Here is a 23,349-nt window from a genome sequence, read left to right on the forward strand (position 1 = left end):
TCACCATTCACCCCGTTCAAAACGGTCTGCTTCCTGTTCGATCTGCTTGCGCACTTCATTGATCTGCCGGTCATCCTGCGTTTCCAGGACGCGCTGGAATTGCGCTGCCCAGACGCCGATGGTTTCACGGGCTTCGCCCAGGTACTCCTGATAGAGCCGTTCCAGCCGGGCTGTCAGGTGAGTATTGACCTGCCGTTCGCGAGGATGGACCTTGAGCGCTTCCAGCACCTTGAGGCGTTCCTGGATTTCCGCCGGGGTCATGACGCCGGGGTTGTTCTCGATTACCAGCTTATGGTTCTCGCCGGTCATCTGGATAAGCACGTCGGCCTCCAGAAGGCCGTTGTTATCGTAGGTGAAGCGCACGTCCAGTTCGACCTCGCCAGCCTTGGCCTTGGGGACGGGAATGTTCAGTTCGCCCAGTGCGATGTTGTCTTTGACCAGGCGACTTTCGCCTTGAAAGATCTTCAGCAGCACGTGTTCCTGATTGTCGGCAATGGTGTTCACGGTGCGAACCCGGCTGACCGGCACCACGCTGTTGCGCTCGATGATCGGCAGGTAATGGCCGGCCTGATAGCCATTGAACACGTATTGCGTAGTTTCGATACCCAGGGTGTAAGGGCAAACGTCGGTCAGTACCACTTCCTCCAGCGCCGCATCGCGCTGCTTGAGGGCTGCCTGAATCGCGGCACCTTGCGCGACCACCTCATCCGGATTGAGGGTGATGGCCGGAAAACGCCCGAACATCCCCGCAGCCAGTTTGCGGATCAGTGGCATGCGCGTAGTGCCGCCCACCAGCAGGATCTCGTCGAGATCGGCGACGCGAATTTTCGCGTCACGCAAGGCGCGTTCAATTGGCGAACGCAGCCGGGCCAGCAAAGGCGCAAACTGCTCGGTCATCTGCTCCTGGGTGATGGTCTTGCGCCATTCCCTATCTGCATGGCGCAGCACGAAGTCGGCGCTGTCATCCTGCCCCAGCGCCTTGCGCACACGTTCGGCCTCACGCCGTAGCGAGGGGCTCACCAGTTCTTTGGCCGGGAAGTCACTCTCGTCGCGGTGCAGGTCAAGGAAGTGTTCGACCAGCAAACGGTCGAAGTCCTCACCGCCCAGAAAGTTGTCACCTGCGCTGGCACGCACTTCCATCACGCCGTCGAACAGCTCAAGAATCGAAATATCGAACGTCCCGCCGCCCAGGTCAAAGACCAGAAACGAGGTTTCGCCTTCCTTCTGATGCAGCCCGTAAGCCAGCGCCGCCGCAGTTGGCTCATTGATGAGCTTTTCGACTTTAAGCCCTGCCAGTTCACCGGCGATACGCGTGGCCTTGCGCTGAGCGTCGCTGAAATACGCGGGAACACTGATCACTGCTTCAGTGACCGGCTCGCCGAACGCGCGCTCGACATCTGCTTTCAGGCTCTTGAGGACCAGCGAGGACAGTTCTTCCGGGCGATAGGTCTCGGTGCCCAGTCGGATCTCCTGAGCACTGCCCATGTAGCGCTTGAACAGCGCTGTAGTTTTCTGCGGATGGGTCTGCAGGCGTTCGCGAGCGGCCTTGCCGACCAGAATCTGCCCTTCATCGTCCAGCCCGACAACGCTTGGGGTGAGCGTCTCACCCAGGGCGTTGGTAACCAGCTGGCTGCTGCCGTCGCGCCATACGGCTACCAGGCTGTTGGTGGTGCCCAGATCAATACCGACGATCATCTCAAAGATGCTCCCTGCTCTAAATTTGGCGTGATTCTAAATCAAGGTGTTTTTCAGTGCCTGCAACTGCGTGTTCAGTATTGCTGCTCCCCGCTGCGGCGCACGGCCTTGTACAGAAGGGCTGCCAGATCATCTCTGGAATAGGGCTTTTGCAACAGGTCGAAGCGATGTGTTTCGTCCTGAGCAATGGAGGCGAATTCGGTGCTGTAGCCAGTGGTCAGAACCACCGGCATCCACGGATAGCGCGCTTCGATTTCTGTGTACAGCTCCAGCCCGCTCATTCCCGGCATGGCGATATCGGAAAACACCACGTGGAAGTTTTCAGGGTTGCCGGACAGCTCTTGCAGTGCCTCGCGGGCGCTGGATACCCAGAGCACCTGAAAGCCGAGTTGTTCGAGCATCGGGCAGGTGTAGGTGCCAATGTCCTGATTGTCTTCGACCATCAACACGCACAGGCCAGGAGGCGCGGAGAGCACGTAGTGTTGGTTTTCCGGGGCGATTTCTTGATTTTGTGCGCTGGGCAGGCATAACGTAAAACGGCTGCCGCTGCCCAGTTCACTCTCGACCAGCACTTCGCCACCCGATTGCTTGGCAAAGCCGAAGACCTGCGACAGGCCCAGCCCGGTGCCCTGGCCAATACTCTTGGTGGTATAGAACGGTTCGAAGATCAGCCCCAGTTTGTCTTTGGGGATGCCTGACCCGGTATCGGTCAAGGACACCGTCACGTAGTCGCCTTCGCTGAGCGAAGGCGCCAGTTCGCTGGAAGAGCAGGCCGAGCGTTCGACCTTGATGGTCAGGCGACCGGAACCCGCCATGGCGTCGCGGGCATTGACTACCATGTTGACCAGCGCCGTATCGAACTGGCTGCCGTCGGCAAAGATAAAGCAAGGATCTGCAGGCAGGTCGATGTGAACCTGAATGCGCGAGCCGGTGAGGGTGTCCATCATTTCGCCGATCCGCGCCACGCTTTTGCAGACATCGAAGACTTCCGGCTGCAATGCCTGACGGCGGGCAAAGGCCAGCAATTGTCCGGTCAGACGAGCCGCGCGGTCGACTGTACTGGAAATGGCTTCCACATATTTAATGCGCCGCAGTTCGTCGAGGCTGGTGGATTTCAGCAGGTCGGTGCAGGAGCGGATAACCGTCAGCAGATTGTTGAAATCGTGCGCCACGCCGCCGGTCAACTGGCCGATGGCTTCCAGTTTCTGGGCTTGATGAAGTGCTTCCTGGGAAACCCTCAATGCCTCGTTGGCGGCTTCTTCGGCCTGGATATCACGGCCGACAGCGTGAATGAATTCATTGTCCGGAACAGCAGTCCAGGCGATGGTCCGGTATGAACCGTCCTGATGACGGTAGCGATTCTTGAAATGGGGGATGGTTTTACCGTTTTCCAGCCCGCTCATGGCAGCGAGGGTGCTGTCGATATCGTCCGGATGCACCAGCGCGAGGAATTGACTGTCGAGCAATTGTTCTTCCGACCAGCCCAAAGCCTGAGTCCATGCCGGATTGACCGCCGAAATGATGCCGTCAAATTGCGCGACCAGCATCAGATCGGTAGACAGCCGCCAGATGCGGTCGCGATCCCGGGTGCGTTCGATCACACGCTGCTCCAGGGTTTCGTTCAGGGAAAGCAGCGCTTCCTCGGCGTCCCTGAGTTGAGTGATGTCCCTGGATACGCAAAGTATCTTTTCCGGTTTGCCGTCCTTGCCAAAAATAGGGCTGACCTGCACATGCCACCATTTGACATTGCCACCCAGCGTTTGCGCCGAGCCCATGAAGCTGGCGCTTTGTCCGGCGCGGGCGGCTTCGACGGCAGCAATAGCGTCCAGATTGCCCTGGTTCTGCCAGAAGTCCGGCCATGGACAGCCGCGAATCGCGTTGAAATCGCTGACTTCCATGATCCGCTGACCGCCTTCACTCATGAAGGTCAGGCGCGAGTCGAGATCCAGTACTTTGATGCAGTCGTTGATGCTCGACAAAACGCGGTCGGTGAACGCTTCGTTTTCATTTTGCCGGGCTTTGGCAAGAACCTGAGAAGTGGTTTCGTTGACTCGGCTGAATACGCCCTCGATCTGCCCCGTGTCGCCGTAGAGGGGTGAGTAGGAAAGCGACCACCAGGTCTGTACGGATTTGCCATTGCGGATGACGGTGCGCTGAATGTCGTCGGACCTGCAACTGTGCCCGGCGAGCGCCTGCTCGGCCAAATGGCGAACCGCTTCCCACGCATCGCCCCATACGGACGCGATGGGTTGCCCCTGTGCCTGTTGAGCCTCGACGGGCAGGACCGGGCAATAGGCGTCGTTGAAAAACAGTGTGAAATCCTGCCCCCAGAGCAGGTACATGCTGTCCGGACAGTTGAGCATCAGGTTCATCGAAGACAACAAAGCTGCAGGCCATGTGTGCTTCGGCCCCATTGCAGACATCGACCAGTCTGTCTCGCGGATAAGCCGGCCCATTTCGCCGCCTCCCAGTGGGAGGTCGAGGGGAGTATTCACGGTAGAAAATGTCCCATCTTTCGGGCTGCCAAAGTGAGCTGAATGGTTAAAGCAGAAGTAGTGTCATTATGCCTTGTCTGACTCGGCGATCGCTATCGAATGCGACCGCGATCAGTAAGCAGACCCGGTGCAGCCGGAAATGTTCGGTTATGCCCTTGAAGAAGAAGCAGGTCGAGCCTGAAGTCCTCAATTGAGGAACATTTCCCGTGTTAGGGCATGACGTTGCATTTTCTCGTTCAGCGTCCGGCGTGGCAGTTGCAATTCGCCGAGCACGGCTTTGATGTCGCCTTTATGGCGGGTCAGCGAAGCGCGCAGGCATTGCGCTTCGAAGGCTTCCTGACGGGCCGCCAATGATTGCCCCTGCACGGCGCTGTCGGGCGCTGAAGGTGTCAGCTCCAGCCCGAGCGTCTGACGCTCGGCTGCATTGGCCAGCTCGCGAACATTGCCGGGCCAGTCATGGCTGAGCAACTGGCTCAGACGCGCAGCGCTGAGGGACGGCGCATCCCGGTTCAGACGTTCGGCGGCGGATCTGGCGAAGTGGCTGAACAGTTGAGGAATGTCCTCCCGGCGTTCACGCAAGGGCGGCAGGCGCAGCTCGGCCACATTCAGGCGATACGCGAGGTCTTCCCGAAAGCGTCCGGCACGCGCCTCCTCAAGAAGGTCTGGCTTGGTGGCGGCAATGATCCGCAGGTCGACTTCGATGCTTTGATTCGAGCCCAGCCGCTCCAGGCGTTTATCCTGCAGCACGCGCAGCAGCTTGACCTGTTGTGCCATCGGCATGCTTTCTATCTCATCGAGAAACACCGTCCCACCGTCGGCGTATTCCAGACGACCGATGCGCTTGCCTTGTGCGCCGGTGAACGCGCCGCTTTCGTGGCCGAACAGCTCGGCCTCGAACAGGTGTTCCGGGATGGCTGCGCAGTTGAGGGCAACAAAAGGCTTGCCTGCGCGCGGGCCGAAGTCATGCAGGCAGCGGGCGACCAGCTCCTTGCCGCTGCCCGTTTCGCCTCTGATCACCACATTGACCGGCAGCTGCGACAGGTCCAGCACCTGACGGCGGAGGGTTTGCAGGCTGGGCGAGGTGCCGAGCAGGGTGGCGTCCAGCCGGGTGCGTGCGTCGGCCTGCTCATGCAAACGGCGGTTTTCCAGCACCAGTTGACGTTTTTCCAGGGCGCGACGCAGGTTGCTGATCAGGGTTTCAGGGCTGAACGGTTTCTCCAGAAAGTCATACGCACCTTCGCGCATGGCCTCGACCGCCATCGGCACGTCGCCATGGCCGGTCAGCAGGATGACCGGCAAGTCGCGGTCCAGGCCTTGCAGCTGGCTCAGCAGCTCCAGACCGCTCATGCCCGGCATGCGCACGTCGGTCAGCACCACGCCGGGAAAGTGTTCCGGCACGCAGCTCAGGCATTCTTCGGCGCGGGCGAACACCTGCACCTCGAAACCTGAAAGGGTCAGCCACTGTTCGACGGCTTGCCGGATGGGCGCTTCGTCGTCTACCACGATGACCGAGTTCAACATGCCGGGTCAGGTCTCCAGAGCGTCATTGGGCAGGCAGAACCAGAACACCGCGCCATCGGCATGGTTTTCTGCGGTCAGTTGCCCGCCCAGTTGGTGAATGATGGCGTAGGAAACGGCCAGACCGAGGCCCAGACCGTCGCCTACCGGTTTGGTGGTAAAGAACGGATCGAAAATGTTAGCCAGATTGTCCGGGGCGATGCCGGTCCCGCTGTCCCTGACGCTGAGTCGCCAATGCGGGTCGAGCGCATCAATGCGCACTTCGAGACGCCGGGTGGTGCAGTCACGCATGGCATCCAGCGCGTTGCGCAGCAGATTGATCAGCACCTGTTCGAGACGTATGGCATCACCGCGCACCCAGGCCGGGTGCGGCAGGTGCAGCACGCAGTCGATGTGGTCTTCCCGCAGGCGCGGTTCAAGTAACTGCAACGCCTGCTCGACCACCGTCGCCAGGTCCAGCCGCTCGCGCAAGCCACTGGGGCTCTTGCGGGCGAAGGTTTTCAAGTGGCCGGTCAGTGCGGCCATGCGCGTCAGCTGCTGATCCACTGCAGTCAGCGCCTTGCAGGCTTCGTCAATGCGGCCTTGATCAAGCAGCAGGCGCAAGGTTGCCAGTTGCATGCGCTGGGCTGTCAGCGGTTGATTGATTTCGTGGGCCAGCGCTGCCGACATCTGCCCCAGCGCAGCCAGCTTGGCCGATTGCACCAGGCCGTCCTGCGCGGTTTGCAGATCGCGGGTGCGCTCCTGAACCAGTTGCTCAAGCTCGTCCCGGCTGCGTTCGCGCAATCGCGCCAGGCGCCAGCGTTGATAAAGAAACAGGCCGAGAAACACCAGCGCCAGCCAGATGCCAGCAGCGGCGAGCCCGGCATTGCGCATGTCTTCGCTGGAGGCCGGCGGCTTGCGCAGCAGGTGCAGGGTCCACTGTTCGTCGGGCAGCGGCAGTGATTGCCAGAGATAGTCAGCCGTGCCGTCCGGTCCTTCAACACGGCTCAAATGACTGTTGATGCCGAAGCGATCAATGATCCGACTGCGCAGCGGCGATAGAGGTTTTTTGTCGTATTGGCGAGTGCGCAGCAGATTGGCCCGGCCCTCGACGGGGATGGGCAACAGTTCGTGATAACGCCAGTCGGGTCGATTGGCGATGAACACGATGCCTTTCTCATCACTGACCAGCAGCAGGTCGTCGCCCTGACCCCATTCCTGCTCAAGGTTGGGAAACTCCAGTTTCACGACCATCGCGCCACTGAAGATGCCTGCATCGTTCACCACTGCACTGGACAGAAAGTAACCGGGAATCCCCGTGGTCACGCCGACCGCGTAGAAGCGCCCGCTGCCCTTGGCACGGGTTTGCAGAAAGTAGGGGCGAAAGCCGTAGTTATGGCCGACGTAGCTATTGGGTGTGCGCCAATTGCTCGCACCGATGGCCAGCCCGTTTGCATCAAGCAACTCAAGGGTCGATGAGTGGGCCGCGCTGTTGATTTTTTCCAGCTTGATATTGAGCGCGCGTTGCACGTCATCGGTCACCGGACCGCTCAGCGCTGCACGAATTTCGGGGTCCAGTGCCAGGACCGAGGGCAGGGCGCGGTAGCGTTCGATCAGGGTGTGCAGGGTATTGGCGTACAGCGCCAGTTGTTCGCTGCCCCGCGCTGCATCTTCTGCAAGTGCGTGGCGCTGAGCCTGACGCATGGCCAGGCTGGCCGACAGGGCGGCCCCCGCCAGAATCAGCAGCACGTACAAGGAAAGTCGCCAGTAGCGATGCTTGATCGTCATGGTGCCGCCTGAACGGAATCCGCTGGCGTATTGGCAAGCGGTTGCCAGCCAATACGCCGGGGAGGGGCGTTACAGCAGATTGAACGTCGCTTCTTTCACCGCCTCCGAATCCAGGCCGATCATGACCTTGAATTCGCCAGGCTCTGCAGCGTACTTGAGTTCAGGATTGAAGAACTTCAGGTCGTTCTCGCTGAGGGTAAAGGTAACCACCTTCTCCTCGCCTGGCTCAAGCATGACCTTCTCGAAGTTTTTCAGCTCTTTCACCGGACGGCTAATCGACGCGGTAATGTCACGCAAGTACAACTGCACAATGGTTGCACCCGCGACCTTGCCGGTGTTCTTCACGGTAACGCTGGCGGTCAGCTTGCCCTTGCGCTGCATAGTGGCGTCCGACAGCTTGACATCCGAAACGTCGAATTGCGTGTAGCTCAAACCATAACCGAACGGGAACAGCGGGCCATTTGGCTCTTCGAAATAGTGCGAGGTGTAATTGCCCGGCTTGCCTTCGTGATACGGGCGACCGGTGTTCAGGTGCGCGTAGTAGACCGGCAGTTGGCCAATCGAACGCGGGAACGTCATGGCCAGTTTGCCCGACGGGTTGTAATCGCCGAACAGCACGTCAGCTACCGCATTGCCGCCTTCGGTGCCCGGGAACCAGGTTTCAAGCATGGCATCGGCCTGTTCCTGTTCGTCGACCAGCACCAGCGGACGGCCATTCATCAGTACCAGCACCAGCGGCTTGCCGGTGGCCTTGAGCGCCTTGATCAGATCACGCTGTTTACCCGGAATGTTCAGGCTGCTGCGGCTGGCCGACTCGTGGGACATGCCGCGCGACTCGCCCACTACGGCAACCACGACATCGGCCTGTTCGGCGACCTTGACCGCTTCGTCGATCATTTCCTGAGCCGGACGTGGGTCAATCTCCACTTCCTTCTCGATGAAGTTCAGGTAGGTCAGGACATGTTCGTTGTCGCTGACGTTGGCACCGCGGGCATAGACCAGTTTGGCCTTGTCGCCGACGGCATTGGCCAGACCTTCGTATACGGTGACTGACTGATTGGCACGACCCGCTGCCGACCAACTGCCGAGCATATCGAGGTGACTCTGTGCCAGTCCGCCGATGACTGCGATGGTGCCTTGCTTCTTTAGCGGCAGGGTGTCGTTCTGGTTTTTCAGCAGTACCAGCGTCTTGCGCGCGACATCGCGAGCTTCGGCGCGGTGCAGGCGGTCGTCGGAATAGGTATCGGCAGGGTCATCGGCGGCAACGCCTATGCGACCGTAAGGTGAAGCGAACAGGCCCATGTCGTATTTGGCACCCAGCACTTCACGCACGGCGTTGTCGATTTCCTTCATGGAAACCTCGCCGTCTTTCACCAGCCCTGGCAACTGCTCGCCATAGGCCGCGTCGTTCATGCTCAGGTCGACGCCCGCCTTGATTGCCAGTTTGGCAGCTTCGCGGTAATCCTTGGCCACGCCGTGGTCGATCAATTCCTTGAGCGCGCCGTGGTCACTGATGGTCACGCCCTTGAAGCCCCAGTCCTTGCGCAACAGGTCTTGCATCAACCATTTGTTGGAGGTCGCCGGGATCCCGTTGATCGAGTTGAGCGCGACCATGATGCCGCCAGCACCGGCATCGATACCGGCCTTGTAGGGCGGCAGATAGTCCTGATACATGCGCGTCATGCTCATGTCCACGGTGTTGTAATCACGGCCGCCTTCTACGGCGCCATACAAGGCGAAGTGTTTGACCGCCGCCATGATGCTGTCGTTGGCGGCAACGTTCTTGCCCTGGAAGGACCTGACCATCACATCGGAAATTCGCGACACCAGATAGGTATCTTCACCGAAGCCTTCCGAGCTGCGGCCCCAGCGTGGGTCACGGGAAATATCCACCATCGGCGCGAAGGTCATGTCGATACTGTCGGCACTGGCTTCTTTGGCCGAGATCCGCCCCATTGTTGCGATGGCGTCCATGTCCCAACTGGCGGCCATGCCCAGGCTGATCGGGAAAATCGTGCGGTGACCGTGAATTACGTCGTAGGCGAAGAACATCGGAATTTTCAGACGGCTTTTGGCGACTGCGGCTTCCTGAAGCGGACGATTTTCCGAACGGGTAATGGAGTTGAACGTGCCGCCGATTCTGCCAGCGGCAATTTCCTTGAGAATCTGTGGCTGCGGCATTTCCGAACTGATGCTGATGAGTCGCAACTGACCGATCTTTTCGTCCAGAGTCATTTGCTTCATGAGTTTGCCGATGAAGGCATTCTTGGCCTGAAGCGTTGTATTGTCCGCGGCAGAGGCGCTCTGGACCATCACTGACTGACTGGCCATGCCGACCAGCAAACTTAATAAACACAGCTTATTCATGAATGATTTCTCAAGGCTTTTGCCGGTAACTCGCGTTTAATGTCCGACAGCCAGTTTTTGGGTTATGGACCTTTGGCGTTATGGTTCGCACTTGAAGCAAGGATAGTTGCCATCCGCTTCACGGTACGAAGTCTCCCCAAGGTGTGTACAAAAATGGCGGTTTGATTGATTTTTGTACAGACCCTGTTCAATCAAATAGTGACCGCGTCAGGTGTTGGCGGTCGATTATGCCGGGGAACTTGTGTTTTGGCTAAGGCGTGTCGTTTCAATGGATTCAAAAAAACACCGGAGGTCTGGATTTTGAAGTCTGTTTCACAGTGGATGTTGTACGTGGTGATGCTGTTGGGAGGGGTATTGCGTGCCGAGGCAGAGCCATCAGCACTGGTGTTTCCGCCGATGACCGGCAGTGTGGTGGATGCCGCACAAATGCTCGACAGCCAGACTACGGTTCGTCTGGCCAGACTTCTGCGTGCCCATGAAAAGGCGACCGGGGAGCGGGTGGTGGTCGTGACCCTCGCTGATTTGCAGGGCACGAGCATCGAAGAGTTCGGCTCTCGACTCGGTGACGCCTGGGGCCTGGGGCTGCACGGCAAGGATGACAGTGTTCTGCTGGTGGTCTATCGAGACAAGCGCAAGGTCTTCATGGAAGTCGGCGGTGCGCTGAAGGATCGTCTCAATGACGCCCAGACGTCTCTGATCATCGACATGCTGATGACCCCAGAGTTTGACGACAACCGGTTTGCCGTCGGCATAGAACGCGGTACGCGCGCGGTCATCGCGGCATTGGGTGGGCAGATACCCGATTATCCCGAGCCGACAATGCAGATGTCTGAGTATGACGAGCAGACCAATGACGACCATGTCTGGCTGATTGGTATCGTGTTGACCCTCATCGTGTTGGGGATTGTAATCATCAGCGTCAGACGCGGCGGCGCCACCCGGCCCCGCCGTGAAAGAGCCGCTGATCGCAGTGGCGGACGTTTCGGCGGTGGCGGTGCTTCAGGCAATTGGTAGTTGATGGATTCGGAATGAGGGAACCATGGCTTTACTGAACAAAGACGAACAGCGGCAGGTCGCCGAAGCGATTGACCGCGTCGAGCAGCGCACTGACGCCGAGCTGGTCACGGTGCTGGCCGCTCGCGCTGACGACTATGCCTACATGCCGCTGATCTGGGCCGGGCTGATCGGCCTGCTGTTGCCGGGCACGATCAATTACTGCCTTCAATTGATGAGCGCGGACGAGTTGATGCTCGCGCAGATGAGCACGTTCATTATCGTGGCGCTGGTGTGCCGCCTGTCCAAGGTCTCAGCGTTGCTGGTGCCTGTCTCGGTCAGGCGCTGGCGGGCAGGTAATCTCGCCCGTCGCCAGTTTCTTGAACAGAACCTGCACAAGACCCACGACGGAACCGGCATTCTGGTGTTCGTCAGCGAAGCCGAGCGTTATGTCGAAATTCTGGTTGATCATGGCATCGCCAGCCGCCTCCATGACGACACGTGGAAGGCGATGGTCGATGTGTTTACCCAGCAGGTGAAAGACGGGCAGACCCTGCAAGGTTTTCTCGGCTGCATCCATGCCTGTGGCGAGCTGCTTGCCGATCATGTGCCCGTGACCCACGGCAGGAATGAATTACCGAACAGGTTGGTGGTGCTCGGCTAAAAGCGAAGGCAGGCGTCTACTTTATCGACACCTGCCTTTTTAATAGGGGGGGATCAGAGCGTGCGGTTGATATCGTGGAACGATTTCAGGTAAGCCTTCAATTGTGCAACGTGCTCGCTGACCGAAACCGTTGAGTCGTCTTGCTGTGCGCTCTTGTCCAGAAAGCGATACAGCGATCGATACATGTGTTTAGCCTCCTGAGCCCAGGCCTCTTTGCTCTGCTCGACGCGTGACAACAGTGTCAACTCTTCAAGTTTGAACAGGGCGGCCTTGATTTCCTGAGCGTTGGCACGCGACTCGTTCAGCAGCGTGTTGTAACGCTGCCTCAACTTGTCGCGCTCTCCGGTCAGCTCTGAATAATTGATTGCGTCGCTGATTTTTCCCAGCAGCTTTCCGAGTCGGGCAATCCCGGCTTGTAGAAGGGCAATCTCTGGTGACGGTACATTGATCAGCGCCAGTTCTTCTGCGGTGGGGAGCTGGTCTTTGAAAAGATCTGCCAGATTGTATTTCTCGTACGTCTTGATCGCTTCATCCAACAGGCGTCGGTCTTCGGCGATCACGCTCATCCGGATGTCCAGATCGGTCACGCGCTGAGTCAAGTGATCAACGTGCTTCTGCAGCGTACTCTGCACGCGGCTGTCGTCCAGCTTCAGGTTGATCTGTTGCATGTCATCGCTGCTTTCGGCGATGGCGTTGGCCGCTTTAAGGATGATGGCTGTCAGCCCTGTAAGTTGACGAGTACGCTCGACGTTCAGCATACGAATGGCCTGCTGTTTCTGCAGATCACTCAAGTCAGCGTGCGCTTCGATCTGCTGCTGTTTCAAGTCAATCGGTGCCAGATTGACGCTACGCAGTTGCGCCACGATGGCGGACAGGTGTTCACCCCACAGCGCCTCGGCATGACTGAGAGCCCTTTGAAGAGGCAGCAGCTTTTCTTTCATGACCGGTAAGAAGTCCAACTGCAACGACATGACGTGGTCGTAGATATTCTGCCGAGCGGACTCCATGATTCGGGTGCCGGGCGGGGTAAGTTCCATACTGCTAGAGAGGGTGTGTGCGTTCACGGTAATATCCTTATTGAGTGATGTCTTTGCCTGACTTGAACTGGTCCAGTGCACGTTCAAAGATGTTCAGTAGCTCGGTCGAAATATTTCTGATTTCCAGCCACGGTGAGATCACCCCCTGGAAATGAAACGCGAAAATGAACAGTGCGTGATCGTCCTCTATGGTCGCCAGTTCCTGAGCAGAGCTCTTGATGTAGGACGACAATAAGGCCCAGACGTCTTTCAGGTTAGTTGCGCCCTGCTGAGCATCCTGCATGCGCAGGTTCATGTCTTCGGACATTAACTGCAGGCTGAGGATAGCCGCCGCAAGAGGGCGCTTTTCCTTGAGTTGTTGGACCTTGGCGGTTTTGATATGGATCAACCGATTCTTGTCCTTGCGTATCCTTTCTGCCTGGCTGCCGAATATTCCTCCGGTAATGGCGACACCGATGGGGCCTCCAAAGCCGCCCCAGGCAATACTGTTCTTGGCCTTCGTATATTCTTTGGCCTTTTGTTCGATATCGCGTGTTAACTGATCGATATCACTTTCCAGATCCCGGATCTCCTGATCCAGCTCCGAGTTGCTCGAAAGGGTTACCTTGTGTTGAATGCTCGGCATAATCTCCGTGTTCAGGGTGTTGCTGAAGGTGTTTATTTCTTCAGTCAGAAGCTCCGCTGAGTGGCGATGCATGTCTATTCTTCCGGCCATTTGGGTCAGCAAACTGGACAGGGCGCCACACACTTGCTTTTCTGTTGAGCTAAGTGGCAAGGACTTCAGGCCGCTGATGTCCTCAAGCTTCAAGTCGGCAATCGTCAGGGTCAACTGTTCGATGATGTCCATTCTTTCGATATGGGTGATAATCAGACCACCCTGTCTCACGAAATGATCGGCAAATATCCCTATATCGAAGCCGTTGGTCTTGATAGCATTTTCTATTGGCGACCAGCTTCTGGCATGCCGATTGATGGTGATGTAAGTGTCCATGACATCTTTTGGCTCAAGTCCGGGGATGCCGCTTTTTTTGAAGCCCAGGTACTGTTCCGTGAGTGCCAGCGTGGTGGGTAGATTCAGACCTTGTCGCTCATAGCGCTTTAAACTGAGCACGTCTTCCTTGGTCAGAATCAGGCCAGGACTACGGCCTTCATTCTTTTCATCTTCAAGTGTCACTCTCAGGTATTCGACGGGTTTTGTTGTAACGCGTGCGAGGTCCTCGGTTATAAAGGTTTTTACTGGATTAATCATAATGCACGGTCCTTATGCAATGAGTACGGTAGAGCCAATGCTCATGTTTTATATCGTCTGATCGATCGCTTTCAACTGAGCGTCAATATAGAGAGAGTTGCTCGCGGTTCAAGGTTTAATAATGAAACTTGGCAGCGATACTTTTACCGTTTATGTATATTTCAATATTCGATGTAGGCAAATGCGGACAGCCTCTGTGGTTCCGCAAAAATAAGGGTGCCCGGCAATCCGTCACGGGCTAAAATGTGCGCCTGATTTTTTCAAGTCCCGCTCGGGACGTTCGAGGCACCCTTTAATGTCAGTCAACACTCCCGCGCCACTCACAGCTGCGTCTGAGCACCTCGCGCAGTTCCTTGGTCTTCTGGACACCACCCTGTCGCAGAACTCGCTCATCAAGCTGGTCCTGGCCAAATACGTGGGCAGCGAAGCCGAGTTGCAGCGGGTCATCATCAAGCCGCTGATGGTCAAAGAGCAGCCGTGCCTGAGCTTCGTGTATCGCTACAAGACGCGCGATATCACCAAGAACTTTCCGCTTGGCGAAGCTGTGGCCGTGATCGCCGGGCTGATACCGGAATCGTTCAAGAACGCGCACCTGTTGTCGCTGACCGACGAGGTGCAGCTGGAGTTCAGCAAGAAGGGCAAGACGACGCTGTTCAAAAGCAAGGCTCAGCAGGAGCGCCAGGCCCCTTCGGCAGGGCATGATCGGGAGAAGAAGCGCTATCTGGAGCTTACCCGGCCATTCCTGACCGACCTTGGCGTGACCAATAGGCAACATGAGCTGATTCCGGCCATGTCGCGAAAATGGAAGCAGATCAACAAGTTCATCGAAGTGTTTTCCCATGCGCTGGGCTCATCGCCGCTCAAGCTCGATCAGCCGATCAAGGTCGCAGATTTCGGCTCAGGCAAGGGTTATCTGACATTCGCCATCCACGATTACCTGTGTAACACCTTGCAGGCGCAAGGGCAGGTGACCGGTGTCGAGCTGCGCGAAGACATGGTGACGCTGTGCAACGAGGCGGCTGCGAAGCTCGATCATTCGGGCCTCACCTTTGCGCATGGTGACGTGCGTACGGTGGCGCCCAGTGCGCTGGACGTGATGATCGCGCTGCACGCCTGTGACATCGCCACAGACTACGCCATTCATACGGGCATTCGCTCCGGCGCCTCAATCATCATGTGCTCACCGTGCTGCCACAAACAGATTCGTTTGCAGATCCAGAGTCCTGCCTTGTTGAAACCGATGCTGCAATACGGTCTGCACATGGGCCAGCAGGCAGAAATGGTCACCGACAGCCTGCGTGCGCTGTTGCTGGAGGCATGCGGTTACGAGACCAAAGTGTTCGAGTTCATCTCGCTGGAGCACACCAACAAGAACAAGATGATTCTCGCCGTCAAACGCGCCGAGCCCGTCAATCCAGCGCTGTTGCTGGCGCGCATTCAGGAACTCAAGACGTTCTATGGCATCACCGAGCATTGCCTGGAGACGTTGCTGCAGGCCGATGGTTATCTTGGCTGAAGAGAGTCTGGCCGGGCATCCTGCGACCAGTGGCCAGCAACCTGACCACTTCATTGCTCTGGGTCAATGGTTACACCTCGCGTAAAGCAGATGCTTGAGCTATTGCACAAGCATCCGAGCCAACCACGAGGTCCGTCATGATCAGCACCTTTTTCATCCCCGCTGTGAACATCATCGGCACCGGCTGCATTGATGAGGCGATGCAAGCCATCCGCAAATACGGATTTCGCAAGGCGCTGATCGTCACTGATGCAGGTCTGGCCAAGGCCGGAGTGGCGAGCCAGGTTGCAGGGCTGCTGGTCGAACAGGGCATCGACTCGGTGGTGTATGACGGCGCCAGGCCCAACCCGACCATCGCCAACGTCGAGAAAGGCCTGGCCTTGTTGCAGGAACGGCAGTGCGACTTCGTGATTTCTCTGGGCGGCGGCTCGCCTCACGACTGCGCCAAGGGTATCGCCCTGTGTGCCAGCAATGGTGGGCATATCAGCGACTACGAAGGTGTCGACCGTTCGGCAAAACCTCAGTTGCCGCTGATCGCCATCAACACCACGGCCGGAACCGCCAGCGAGATGACCCGCTTCTGCATCATCACCGATGAAGCCCGTCACGTGAAAATGGCCATCATCGACCGCAATGTTACGCCGCTGTTGTCGGTAAACGACCCGAACATGATGGTTGCGATGCCCAAGTCGCTGACAGCGGCCACCGGCATGGACGCGTTGACACACGCCATCGAAGCCTACGTTTCAACCGCCGCCAACCCGATCACTGACGCCTGTGCGTTGCAGGCCATGGCGTTGATCGCCAACAACCTGCGTGAAGCGGTCAGCAACGGGACAAACATCACGGCGCGCGAGAATATGGCCTATGCCCAGTTCCTCGCGGGCATGGCATTCAACAATGCGTCGCTGGGCTACGTGCACGCCATGGCGCATCAATTGGGTGGCTTCTATGATTTGCCTCATGGCGTGTGCAACGCCGTTTTGTTGCCTCATGTACAGCGCTTCAATGCCAGCGTCAGTGCTGCACGCCTGACCGATGTCGCGCATGCCATGGGCGCCAACATTCGCGGCCTGTCTCCAGAAGAGGGCGCCCAGGCAGCCATTGAAGCCATCCGTGCGCTGTCTGCCGCCGTAGAGATTCCGGCAGGCTTGACGGCGCTGGGCGTGAGGGAAGAGGACTTTCCGATGCTGGCTGCCAACGCGCTGAAAGATGCCTGTGGCCTGACCAACCCGCGCCCAGCGAATCGTGACCAGATTCAGGATATATTTCGTCAGGCACTTTAATCATTCGCAAAAAAACAGGCTCGCACATGGACATGCTTCGGCCCTACACCCTTACAGACCGTGACAGTTGTCTGCACATTTTTGATACCAACGTGCCGCGTTACTTTGACCCAAAGGAGCGCGAGCGATTCGCCAGTTTCCTGATGGCGCCGCTGGGTCACTACTTCGTGGTGGAGCGTGATGGCGAGGTTGTGGCCTGCGGTGGATACCTGGTGTTATCGGACCCCTCAGTGGCCGAGCTGATCTGGGGCATGGTCGACAGCAATCGCCACGGCAGCGGCCTGGGCCGTTTGCTCACCGAGGCCCGGCTGGATGTCATGAAGGCTTTACCGGGCGTTACCCGTGCCTACATCAACACCAGCCAGCATGTTCAGGGGTTCTACTCGAATCTTGGGTTTGCGGCAGTCTCGGTCGAAACCGACGGGCATGGTTGCGGAATCGACAGCGTCAAGATGGAGATGGTGTTTTCATGAGTGATAATGCCTGAACGAAGGCTGACAAAAGCCGTGGAACCGCATTAAGCCAAGCCACAGTCCGTATAGCATTCAGGTTGTCCTCGCGATTCCCGCGAACAGGCCTGGGAGTTCAACCGATGAGGCCTCTGCGCTCTCTGTTGCAAGGCAGTTATCTAAGAGGTGCCCTCACGTTAGTGCTGGTCCTGTCAGGGGCGCGATACTCGCAGGCAGCAGACGTGCCGGAAGGCTTTGCCAAAGGGGTAACCGGTGGTGGGTCTGCCGCTGCAGTGCATCCGGCCACACTGGATGAGCTTCGATCAGCACTCTGTGCATCTTATGACTCGCGCGGCGCCTGCACCGATGACACGTCGCGAGTGATTGTGTTGGACCACCTGTTCGACTTTCGCGGAAGTCTGGTTTCCAGTGGTAGCGCTGAAACCACCGAACCGGGTTGCGTAGTGAAACCCTGCCCGCAGGGCGGTGAGCAACTCGCACTCAACGGTGCCAACAACTTCTGCCAGTCAAGACCGCCGGTCAGGGTGACTTACGACAACGCCGGGCTGAAACCCCTGAAAGTCGGCTCGAACAAGACCCTGATCGGAGTCGGCAACAAGGCCGGCATTCAGGGAGCAGGTCTGTTCATTGGTGACGGCGCGCACAACGTGATCGTTCGCAACCTGACGCTTTCGGATATCAACCCACATGTCGTATGGGGTGGCGATGCGCTTACCCTGAACAAGGCCGATGGTGTCTGGATCGATCACAACACCTTTGCGCGGATTGGCAGGCAGATGATCGTCACGGGCTGGGGCACTGCTTCACACGTCACCATTTCCAGCAATGAATTCGACGGCCGAACGCCTTACTCGTCTACCTGTGATGGTCATCATTACTGGGTCTGGCTGTTCCTTGGCAGCCAGGACACGCTGACGCTGTCGAGAAACTATATACACGACACCTCCGGCAGAGCGCCCCATTCCGGAGGCATGAACAATGCTCAAATCCGCGCTCAACTGGTCAATAACGTTTTTCAACGCATGACCTACCAGGGCGCAATAATGTCGCGAACGTCATCCTCACAGCTGCTGGTTGAAGGGAACGACTTCGAGAATGTGGCTCATCCGCTGTTCAACGATACAGACCAACCGGGCACGGCGTTCGCCTTGTTCGAGCCGGTTTCAGCGGCCGCGAGCGATGCCTGTAAGAGCGTGATTGGCAGAGCCTGTGTTGCGAACCGGCAGCGCAGCAGTGGTGATGACTATCGTCCCCAGGATGAGTCGGCGTTGCAGGCATTCAAGGCGTATCGGCAGTATCTGGCGGTGCCGGTTGCGGCAGAAGAGGCCTGGGCGCGGGTGCCCGGGGAGGCGGGGGTGGGGAAGGTCAGTGTGGGTTTACTGCCATGATTTCACTATCTGCGTTGTATCGATCATCGAGTAAACCCACTCGTTGCCGGTCTTGGTTTTACTGAACAGCTTGAGCTCTACCAAGCCGTTGAGGGCGGTCGCGGCTGTGTTGTAAGCGCATCCAATGTTGTCTTTGACATCGGTCACTGTAAACGACTGGTTACTGGTGGACCTGGCTACGTTAAAGATGATTTTTTGCTTGTCGGACAGTTTTGCATACAGCCCGGACGTGTAGAGAAACGCATTGAACTGATCAATCGCGGCAACGGCTGCCTCATGATTTTTCGTGAACTCCTTGATGGCCCTTGCAACGATCTGGCACTGATAGTCGATAAAATACGTCAGGTCCATATCATCAGTTTCAGTGTACAAGTAGCTTCTTCCGTATTTGACGGGGGCGATTTTCAGCAGCGTACTGATAGCGATATACCTGAATCCGCCAAAGTCGGATTTGAACAGATACCAGTAAAACAATGACCTTGCGACTCGACCATTGCCATCATGAAAGGGATGCTCAAAACCGATGACAAAGTGGAGAATGACCGCTTTTATCAACGGATGGATGTAGGGAGTACTGTCGATATTTGTGTGGTCGGTATTGATCCAGTCAATGACTGATTGAAGCCGCTGCGACAACCCTCGAGCAGGCGGCGGCTGGTGAACACTGTTGCCATTGCCGTCCTCGACGACAATGTCATCAACAGACCGAAATTCGCCTGGGCGGTAGCGCTCATCTTCGATCCCCTCGACGCCCACTTGGTGCAGGTCGGTTATCAACTCAAGTGAAAGCGCTTCGTTCCGGCATTCCCAGGCATGTTGCATCATCCGGAAGTTACCGATGATCATCTTTTCATCGGGTGTTCGGGCGCCACGTTTGCGCTTCAACAGTTCTTTCGCCAACTGGGTAGTCGTTGCGGCGCCTTCGAGCTGACTGCTGCTGATGGCTTCGTCTTCGATCAGATCGTTGAGCAGGTACTTCAATTGCCTGGACTCTCCAAACCTGGCATTCATCCATTCCAGCGTCGCATTGGTCGTATTCTGGTCGCAGGCAGACACCGCCATCTGCATCGCAGGCGTATAGAGAAACCCGCAGAGCGTTGACGGCTCCCCAAGGGAAATGGCCATGCCCAACTGGCGATTTCTGGCTTGCCTGACGACCGACCAGGCAAGATCGGTATCCAGCGATTTCGGAAATCTGAAACGCAGTTTGTCAAAATGCAGGTAGCGCCCTTGTGCATCGAAGGGTTGCGCAAGCTCGAGGTAGGCGTCTGCCTGATCGGCATGGTCCTTGATAATTCTGGCGAATGGATTCTGGATGAGCCTGGGCGGCGATTTGATGGTCATTTCAAATTTCCGGTAATTTGAAATGGAGGATACGTAGATTGAGGTGGTATTTCAATTTTGGGTGAAATTGAAATCTCCAAAACGCCGAAACCGCTTTTAAAGTCAGAGCCGCTTCGTAGAACTCGTCATCTAGCCCCCCCAGCCAAACGTAATCGCTGTCAGCGTCAGGTAACGCAGGCCTTTTGCGAGGGTGACCACGAGCAGGAAACGCCACAGGGGCTCACGCATGACACCTGCGATCAGGGTAATCGGGTCGCCGATGACCGGCACCCAGCTGAATAGCAATGACCAACGGCCAAAGCGTGCATACGTGCTTTGCGCTTTGTCGAGGTGGTGCTCGCTGACGGGAAACCAGCGTTTGTGTCGAAAGCGTTCAATTGAGCGACCCAGGTACCAGTTCACCACCGAGCCCAGCACATTCCCCGTCGTTGCAGCCAGCAAGAGAAGGATTGTGACGTAGTGCTCTGAAAGGAGCATGCCGACCAATACGGCTTCAGATTGCAGTGGCAGGAGCGTGGCGGCGCCGAACGCCACACCAAAGAGGCCCAAATAGCTGGTCAGCTCGAACACGATGTCATCTCACGAATACAGACCGTTCCAGCCGTGGATACCTACGTATACCCCTACGCAGATGATTAGCACGCTGGAGAAATAAGGCGCTCGCCGAGCTGCGGCATTGAGCCAGGGGAAACGGTTTGACGCCTTGCGGGCGCCGATAGCGGCGGCGGCCCCGACCGTCACCAGGGTGATTGCCAGACCCATGCTGAAACACAGCACCATCGCGGCCCCCAGCGTGACTTGCTTCACTTGCAGGCACAGCAGCAAAACGGTGATTGCTGCCGGGCAAGGGATGAGCCCTCCAGTCAAACCAAACATCAGGATCTGACTGTTACTGACCTCACGGTGGGTGAAGCGCTTGCGGATGTCGTCGGCATGGGCCTTCTCGTGCGCATCCTGATAGCCCTCGGCAGTCAGCTCCAAACCGCTCAGATCGCTGTGATCATGGTGATGGCCATGGTGATGTTCCTGGAAGTCCAGATCATGATCGTGGCTGTGACCGATGTGTATGCGGTGTGTCTCGTCGTGGTCGTGGTGGTCACTGTGAGCAGCGTTTTCTTCTTCAGATTTAAACAGCTGCTCGCCACGCCATGTGCGCCACAGCATCCAGAGTGCAATAGCGATGATCAGCGCTGAAGACGCGAGCTGAAAGTAGGGCTCCGTGGTTTCTGCATCCAGCCCTTGGCCCAGATACATGCCGCCGATAGCGACCAGCCAGACAACCGCGGTATGCGAGAGCGTCGCCGCTAAGCCAAGCATCACCGCCTGCTTTACCGATCCCCGAATGGCCACGATGAACGCCGCCATCATGGTTTTGGAGTGGCCCGGCTCCAGGCCGTGCAAGGCCCCCAACAGGATGGCGCTGGGGAAATACAGCCAGGCGTGGGAACCACCTTGCTGCAACAGATTGGCAAAGTCAGGCATGTGCAACCTACAGGTATTTGGTGATTTGCTTGAAGGCTTCCAGTGGTGCCCGCTCGCCTTTGGCAAGTGCGCCCATGGTGTCTTCAAGGCAGTGATCGATGTGATCCTGAATCAGTGTGCGTTTCGCCTGACACACCGCCTTCTCGACAGCATGAAGCTGTTGAGCAATGTCCACGCATTCACGACCGTCTTCGATCATGGCGATGATGCTTCGCAAGTGACCGTCTGCACGCTTGAGGCGCTTGATAATCGCCTCGTGGGACTGGTGGGTATGGTTAGGTGGGTGTTCGTGTTCACTCATTTTTTGAGCCTGTCTGGCTGAATTATCTTGTAGACACAGTATCCCCCTGGGGGGGATATGGTCAACGTGTTGCGGAGTGTTTTAGAGAGGGTCATTACTGCAAGTGCCAAGCGTACAAGAATCATCTTGCGGGCCCGTTTTTCACCACGCGAGCTGCGCCTGGTCAGTGACTGCCGCACAACCGGAAACCTGTTTGGCTACGCAAGACGGGATGCCCGGGCGGATGGCTTTTGGGAGGAATTGAAATCAATAAAAAACCGCCGAAGCGGTTTTTTGATCGTGTCAGGTTGTTTGCGCGTGATATCAGCGCGAGGGAATGTCTTTAATATCGTCGGCAATGAGCGTTATCAACCCACCTTTGGAGTCGCCTATGCGTCGCTTGTACAGGCCAGTAATGTCCAGCAGGTAATTGGCACTCTCTTTACTCGCCGCGTAGCGATGGGCTTGCTTCAACTGATTGATCAGCTCCTGCTCAAGGCCATCTTCCACTTGGCTCCGTGAAAGAAAGCGATCGTTTTAATGTGTAGGTGTGTAGGTAGGCTGAATCCTCTCTCTCCTTGATCTGCGGCACTTGCTCAGTTCACGAGCCGGTCATTTCCAGGCTCATCAGATGAGCATAGAAAAAGGGGACATCTGCCATCACGCCAGGTGTCTCTCGGAAAGGCTCATCTTAAAGCGAGTATGCCTAGGTAATGCCTCTACCACATGCCGTTTGGGGGGTAGAGCTTTGCGGTAACTGACACTAGCCGTCGGAAACTGTCAAAACACAAAGCCATGCCCCAGTTCACTCTCCATCCACTCCAGAAAGCGTCTGACTCTTGGAAAGCCCGAATGCGCTTTAGGAAAAACCAAATGGTGAGCTGCCACCGCAGCACTTAGTGTCTCGGGCGCCACTTCCACTAGAGCCCCAGAAGCCAGATATTTTTGCGCAAGCAACGTGCTTTCGAGCGCAAAACCCAGGCCGTGACTTGCGGCCTCCAGCGTCATGTACGACCGATCAAAGCTTAACGCGTAAGGTTGCTCCGGCCTGGCCAGTCCATGCTGGGCAAACCATTCAGGCCATTTGAGAAGGGTCGCCTCGGAGAGGATCAACTCCCTGCCCAGCAAGTCGGCTGCGCTCCTGATCGCACGTTTTTCCAAAAGCTTTGGGGCGGCCAGAACTGAAAACGCCTCATTGCGTACCGTGCGCACCTCATAGCTTGGCCAATTGGGCATGCCGTGGCGGATGTCGACGTCGATTTTGTCCCGACTGAAATGCAAAGACTCATATGAACACGACAGATTGATCTGGATATCCGGGTGACTGATTCGGAAGGCTTCCAAACGCGGCATCAGCCATAGCAAACCAAAACTGGGCGAAGAATGAAGTCGCAGGCAGTCAAGGCTTACATCACTTGTCGCCCGTTCTGTTGCTACTTCCAGGTTGTGCAATAAGCCAGAAATGTCTTTTAGATACTGCTCGCCTACTGGGGTCAGGGTCACCCCACGTGCACCGCGCACAAAAAGCTGGCGGCCAATCATCGCTTCCAGATTTGCCAGTTGGTGGCTGATCGCTGATGGAGTGAGCCCTAGTAATTCCGCTGCTCTGGCGAGGTTGCCAAAGCGGGCCGTCTGCTCGAAGGCTTGAATAGCCTTCAGCGGTGGCAGATTGAAAGGTGCGTTATCGCCTGGGGGCATGTTCGCTCCGCTTGTAGTTGTTATGGCCTAGGAGATAGTTCCCATTCAATCATCTGGCGCATGGATTGACGAGAGGTGAATTTTCCTCACCTAGCAGTGA

At 57.1% G+C, this 23,349-nt stretch carries 18 protein-coding genes and 1 pseudogene; 6 read left to right on the forward strand and 13 right to left on the reverse strand.

Annotated features, from left to right (window positions below):
* The 5 genes from N018_RS05075 to bglX all read right to left on the reverse strand — a co-directional run bounded on the left by N018_RS05075 (nt 1) and on the right by bglX (nt 9,842).
* Nucleotides 1-1,695, reverse strand: coding sequence for a molecular chaperone HscC (locus N018_RS05075; RefSeq protein WP_024647307.1), 1,695 nt, complete (start codon nt 1,693-1,695; stop codon nt 1-3).
* A gap of 74 nt (nt 1,696-1,769) precedes the next feature.
* Nucleotides 1,770-4,151 carry a PAS domain-containing protein gene (locus N018_RS05080; RefSeq protein ID WP_025388974.1) on the reverse strand — a complete coding sequence of 794 codons (2,382 nt, stop codon included), beginning with the start codon at nt 4,149-4,151 and terminating at the stop codon, nt 1,770-1,772.
* Between the two features lie 225 nt (nt 4,152-4,376).
* A complete protein-coding gene (locus N018_RS05085; protein WP_024647309.1) occupies nt 4,377-5,711 on the reverse strand; it encodes a sigma-54-dependent transcriptional regulator in 1,335 nt (444 codons plus the stop codon).
* 6 nt (nt 5,712-5,717) lie between these two features.
* Entirely contained in the window at nt 5,718-7,475 is a 1,758-nt protein-coding gene (locus N018_RS05090; protein ID WP_024647310.1) for an ATP-binding protein, read from the reverse strand.
* A gap of 69 nt (nt 7,476-7,544) precedes the next feature.
* Nucleotides 7,545-9,842: a beta-glucosidase BglX gene (gene bglX / locus N018_RS05095; RefSeq protein WP_025388975.1), complete on the reverse strand. Its 2,298-nt coding sequence runs from the start codon at nt 9,840-9,842 to the stop codon at nt 7,545-7,547.
* Between the two features lie 321 nt (nt 9,843-10,163).
* Here bglX and N018_RS05100 point away from each other — a divergent pair, with 321 nt between their 5' ends.
* Nucleotides 10,164-10,856, forward strand: a complete 693-nt coding sequence (locus tag N018_RS05100) for a TPM domain-containing protein (RefSeq protein ID WP_038401025.1) — start codon at nt 10,164-10,166, stop codon at nt 10,854-10,856.
* A 25-nt stretch (nt 10,857-10,881) separates the two neighbouring features.
* On the forward strand, nt 10,882-11,499 hold the full coding sequence (locus N018_RS05105; protein ID WP_025388977.1) for a TPM domain-containing protein: 618 nt from the start codon (nt 10,882-10,884) through the stop codon (nt 11,497-11,499).
* Nucleotides 11,500-11,552: 53 nt separating this feature from the next.
* Here N018_RS05105 and N018_RS05110 read toward each other — a convergent pair whose 3' ends face one another.
* Both N018_RS05110 and N018_RS05115 read right to left on the reverse strand, forming a co-directional pair.
* Nucleotides 11,553-12,569 (reverse strand): alpha-xenorhabdolysin family binary toxin subunit B, encoded by a 1,017-nt coding sequence (locus tag N018_RS05110; RefSeq protein ID WP_025388978.1) that lies wholly within the window; start codon nt 12,567-12,569, stop codon nt 11,553-11,555.
* Nucleotides 12,570-12,573: 4 nt separating this feature from the next.
* Nucleotides 12,574-13,785, reverse strand: coding sequence for an alpha-xenorhabdolysin family binary toxin subunit A (locus tag N018_RS05115; protein WP_025388979.1), 1,212 nt, complete (start codon nt 13,783-13,785; stop codon nt 12,574-12,576).
* Nucleotides 13,786-14,080: 295 nt separating this feature from the next.
* On the opposite strand from N018_RS05115, the gene N018_RS05120 reads away from it, so the two are divergent.
* The 4 genes from N018_RS05120 (at nt 14,081) to N018_RS05135 (ending at nt 18,445) form a co-directional block, all read left to right on the forward strand.
* A complete protein-coding gene (locus N018_RS05120; protein WP_025388980.1) occupies nt 14,081-15,301 on the forward strand; it encodes a class I SAM-dependent methyltransferase in 1,221 nt (406 codons plus the stop codon).
* A gap of 137 nt (nt 15,302-15,438) precedes the next feature.
* Nucleotides 15,439-16,587: an L-threonine dehydrogenase gene (gene yiaY, locus N018_RS05125; protein ID WP_024647317.1), complete on the forward strand. Its 1,149-nt coding sequence runs from the start codon at nt 15,439-15,441 to the stop codon at nt 16,585-16,587.
* Nucleotides 16,588-16,613: 26 nt separating this feature from the next.
* Nucleotides 16,614-17,060: a GNAT family N-acetyltransferase gene (locus tag N018_RS05130; protein ID WP_025388981.1), complete on the forward strand. Its 447-nt coding sequence runs from the start codon at nt 16,614-16,616 to the stop codon at nt 17,058-17,060.
* Between the two features lie 119 nt (nt 17,061-17,179).
* A complete protein-coding gene (locus tag N018_RS05135; protein WP_025388982.1) occupies nt 17,180-18,445 on the forward strand; it encodes a right-handed parallel beta-helix repeat-containing protein in 1,266 nt (421 codons plus the stop codon).
* Here N018_RS05135 and N018_RS05140 read toward each other — a convergent pair.
* From N018_RS05140 to N018_RS05165, 6 genes and pseudogenes are all read right to left on the reverse strand, one after another.
* Entirely contained in the window at nt 18,434-19,789 is a 1,356-nt protein-coding gene (locus tag N018_RS05140; RefSeq protein ID WP_025388983.1) for a Fic family protein, read from the reverse strand. The two genes, N018_RS05135 and N018_RS05140, sit on opposite strands and share 12 nt — an antisense overlap.
* Nucleotides 19,790-19,918: 129 nt before the next feature.
* Nucleotides 19,919-20,359, reverse strand: a complete 441-nt coding sequence (locus N018_RS05145) for a YqaA family protein (RefSeq protein ID WP_025388984.1) — start codon at nt 20,357-20,359, stop codon at nt 19,919-19,921.
* A gap of 9 nt (nt 20,360-20,368) precedes the next feature.
* The gene (locus N018_RS05150) at nt 20,369-21,271 is read right to left on the reverse strand and encodes a nickel/cobalt efflux protein RcnA (protein WP_025388985.1); all 903 of its coding nucleotides are present in this window, start codon (nt 21,269-21,271) and stop codon (nt 20,369-20,371) included.
* Between the two features lie 7 nt (nt 21,272-21,278).
* Entirely contained in the window at nt 21,279-21,572 is a 294-nt protein-coding gene (locus N018_RS05155) for a metal-sensing transcriptional repressor (protein WP_025388986.1), read from the reverse strand.
* 327 nt (nt 21,573-21,899) lie between these two features.
* Nucleotides 21,900-22,088, reverse strand: a pseudogene (locus N018_RS27925) (hypothetical protein); the annotation flags it as partial.
* Nucleotides 22,089-22,331: 243 nt separating this feature from the next.
* Nucleotides 22,332-23,249 carry a LysR substrate-binding domain-containing protein gene (locus tag N018_RS05165; RefSeq protein ID WP_025388987.1) on the reverse strand — a complete coding sequence of 306 codons (918 nt, stop codon included), beginning with the start codon at nt 23,247-23,249 and terminating at the stop codon, nt 22,332-22,334.
* Between the last annotated feature and the right edge of the window lie 100 nt (nt 23,250-23,349).

This window comes from Pseudomonas syringae CC1557, from assembly GCF_000452705.1.
GTDB classification, from domain to species: Bacteria; Pseudomonadota; Gammaproteobacteria; order Pseudomonadales; family Pseudomonadaceae; genus Aquipseudomonas; species Aquipseudomonas syringae_F.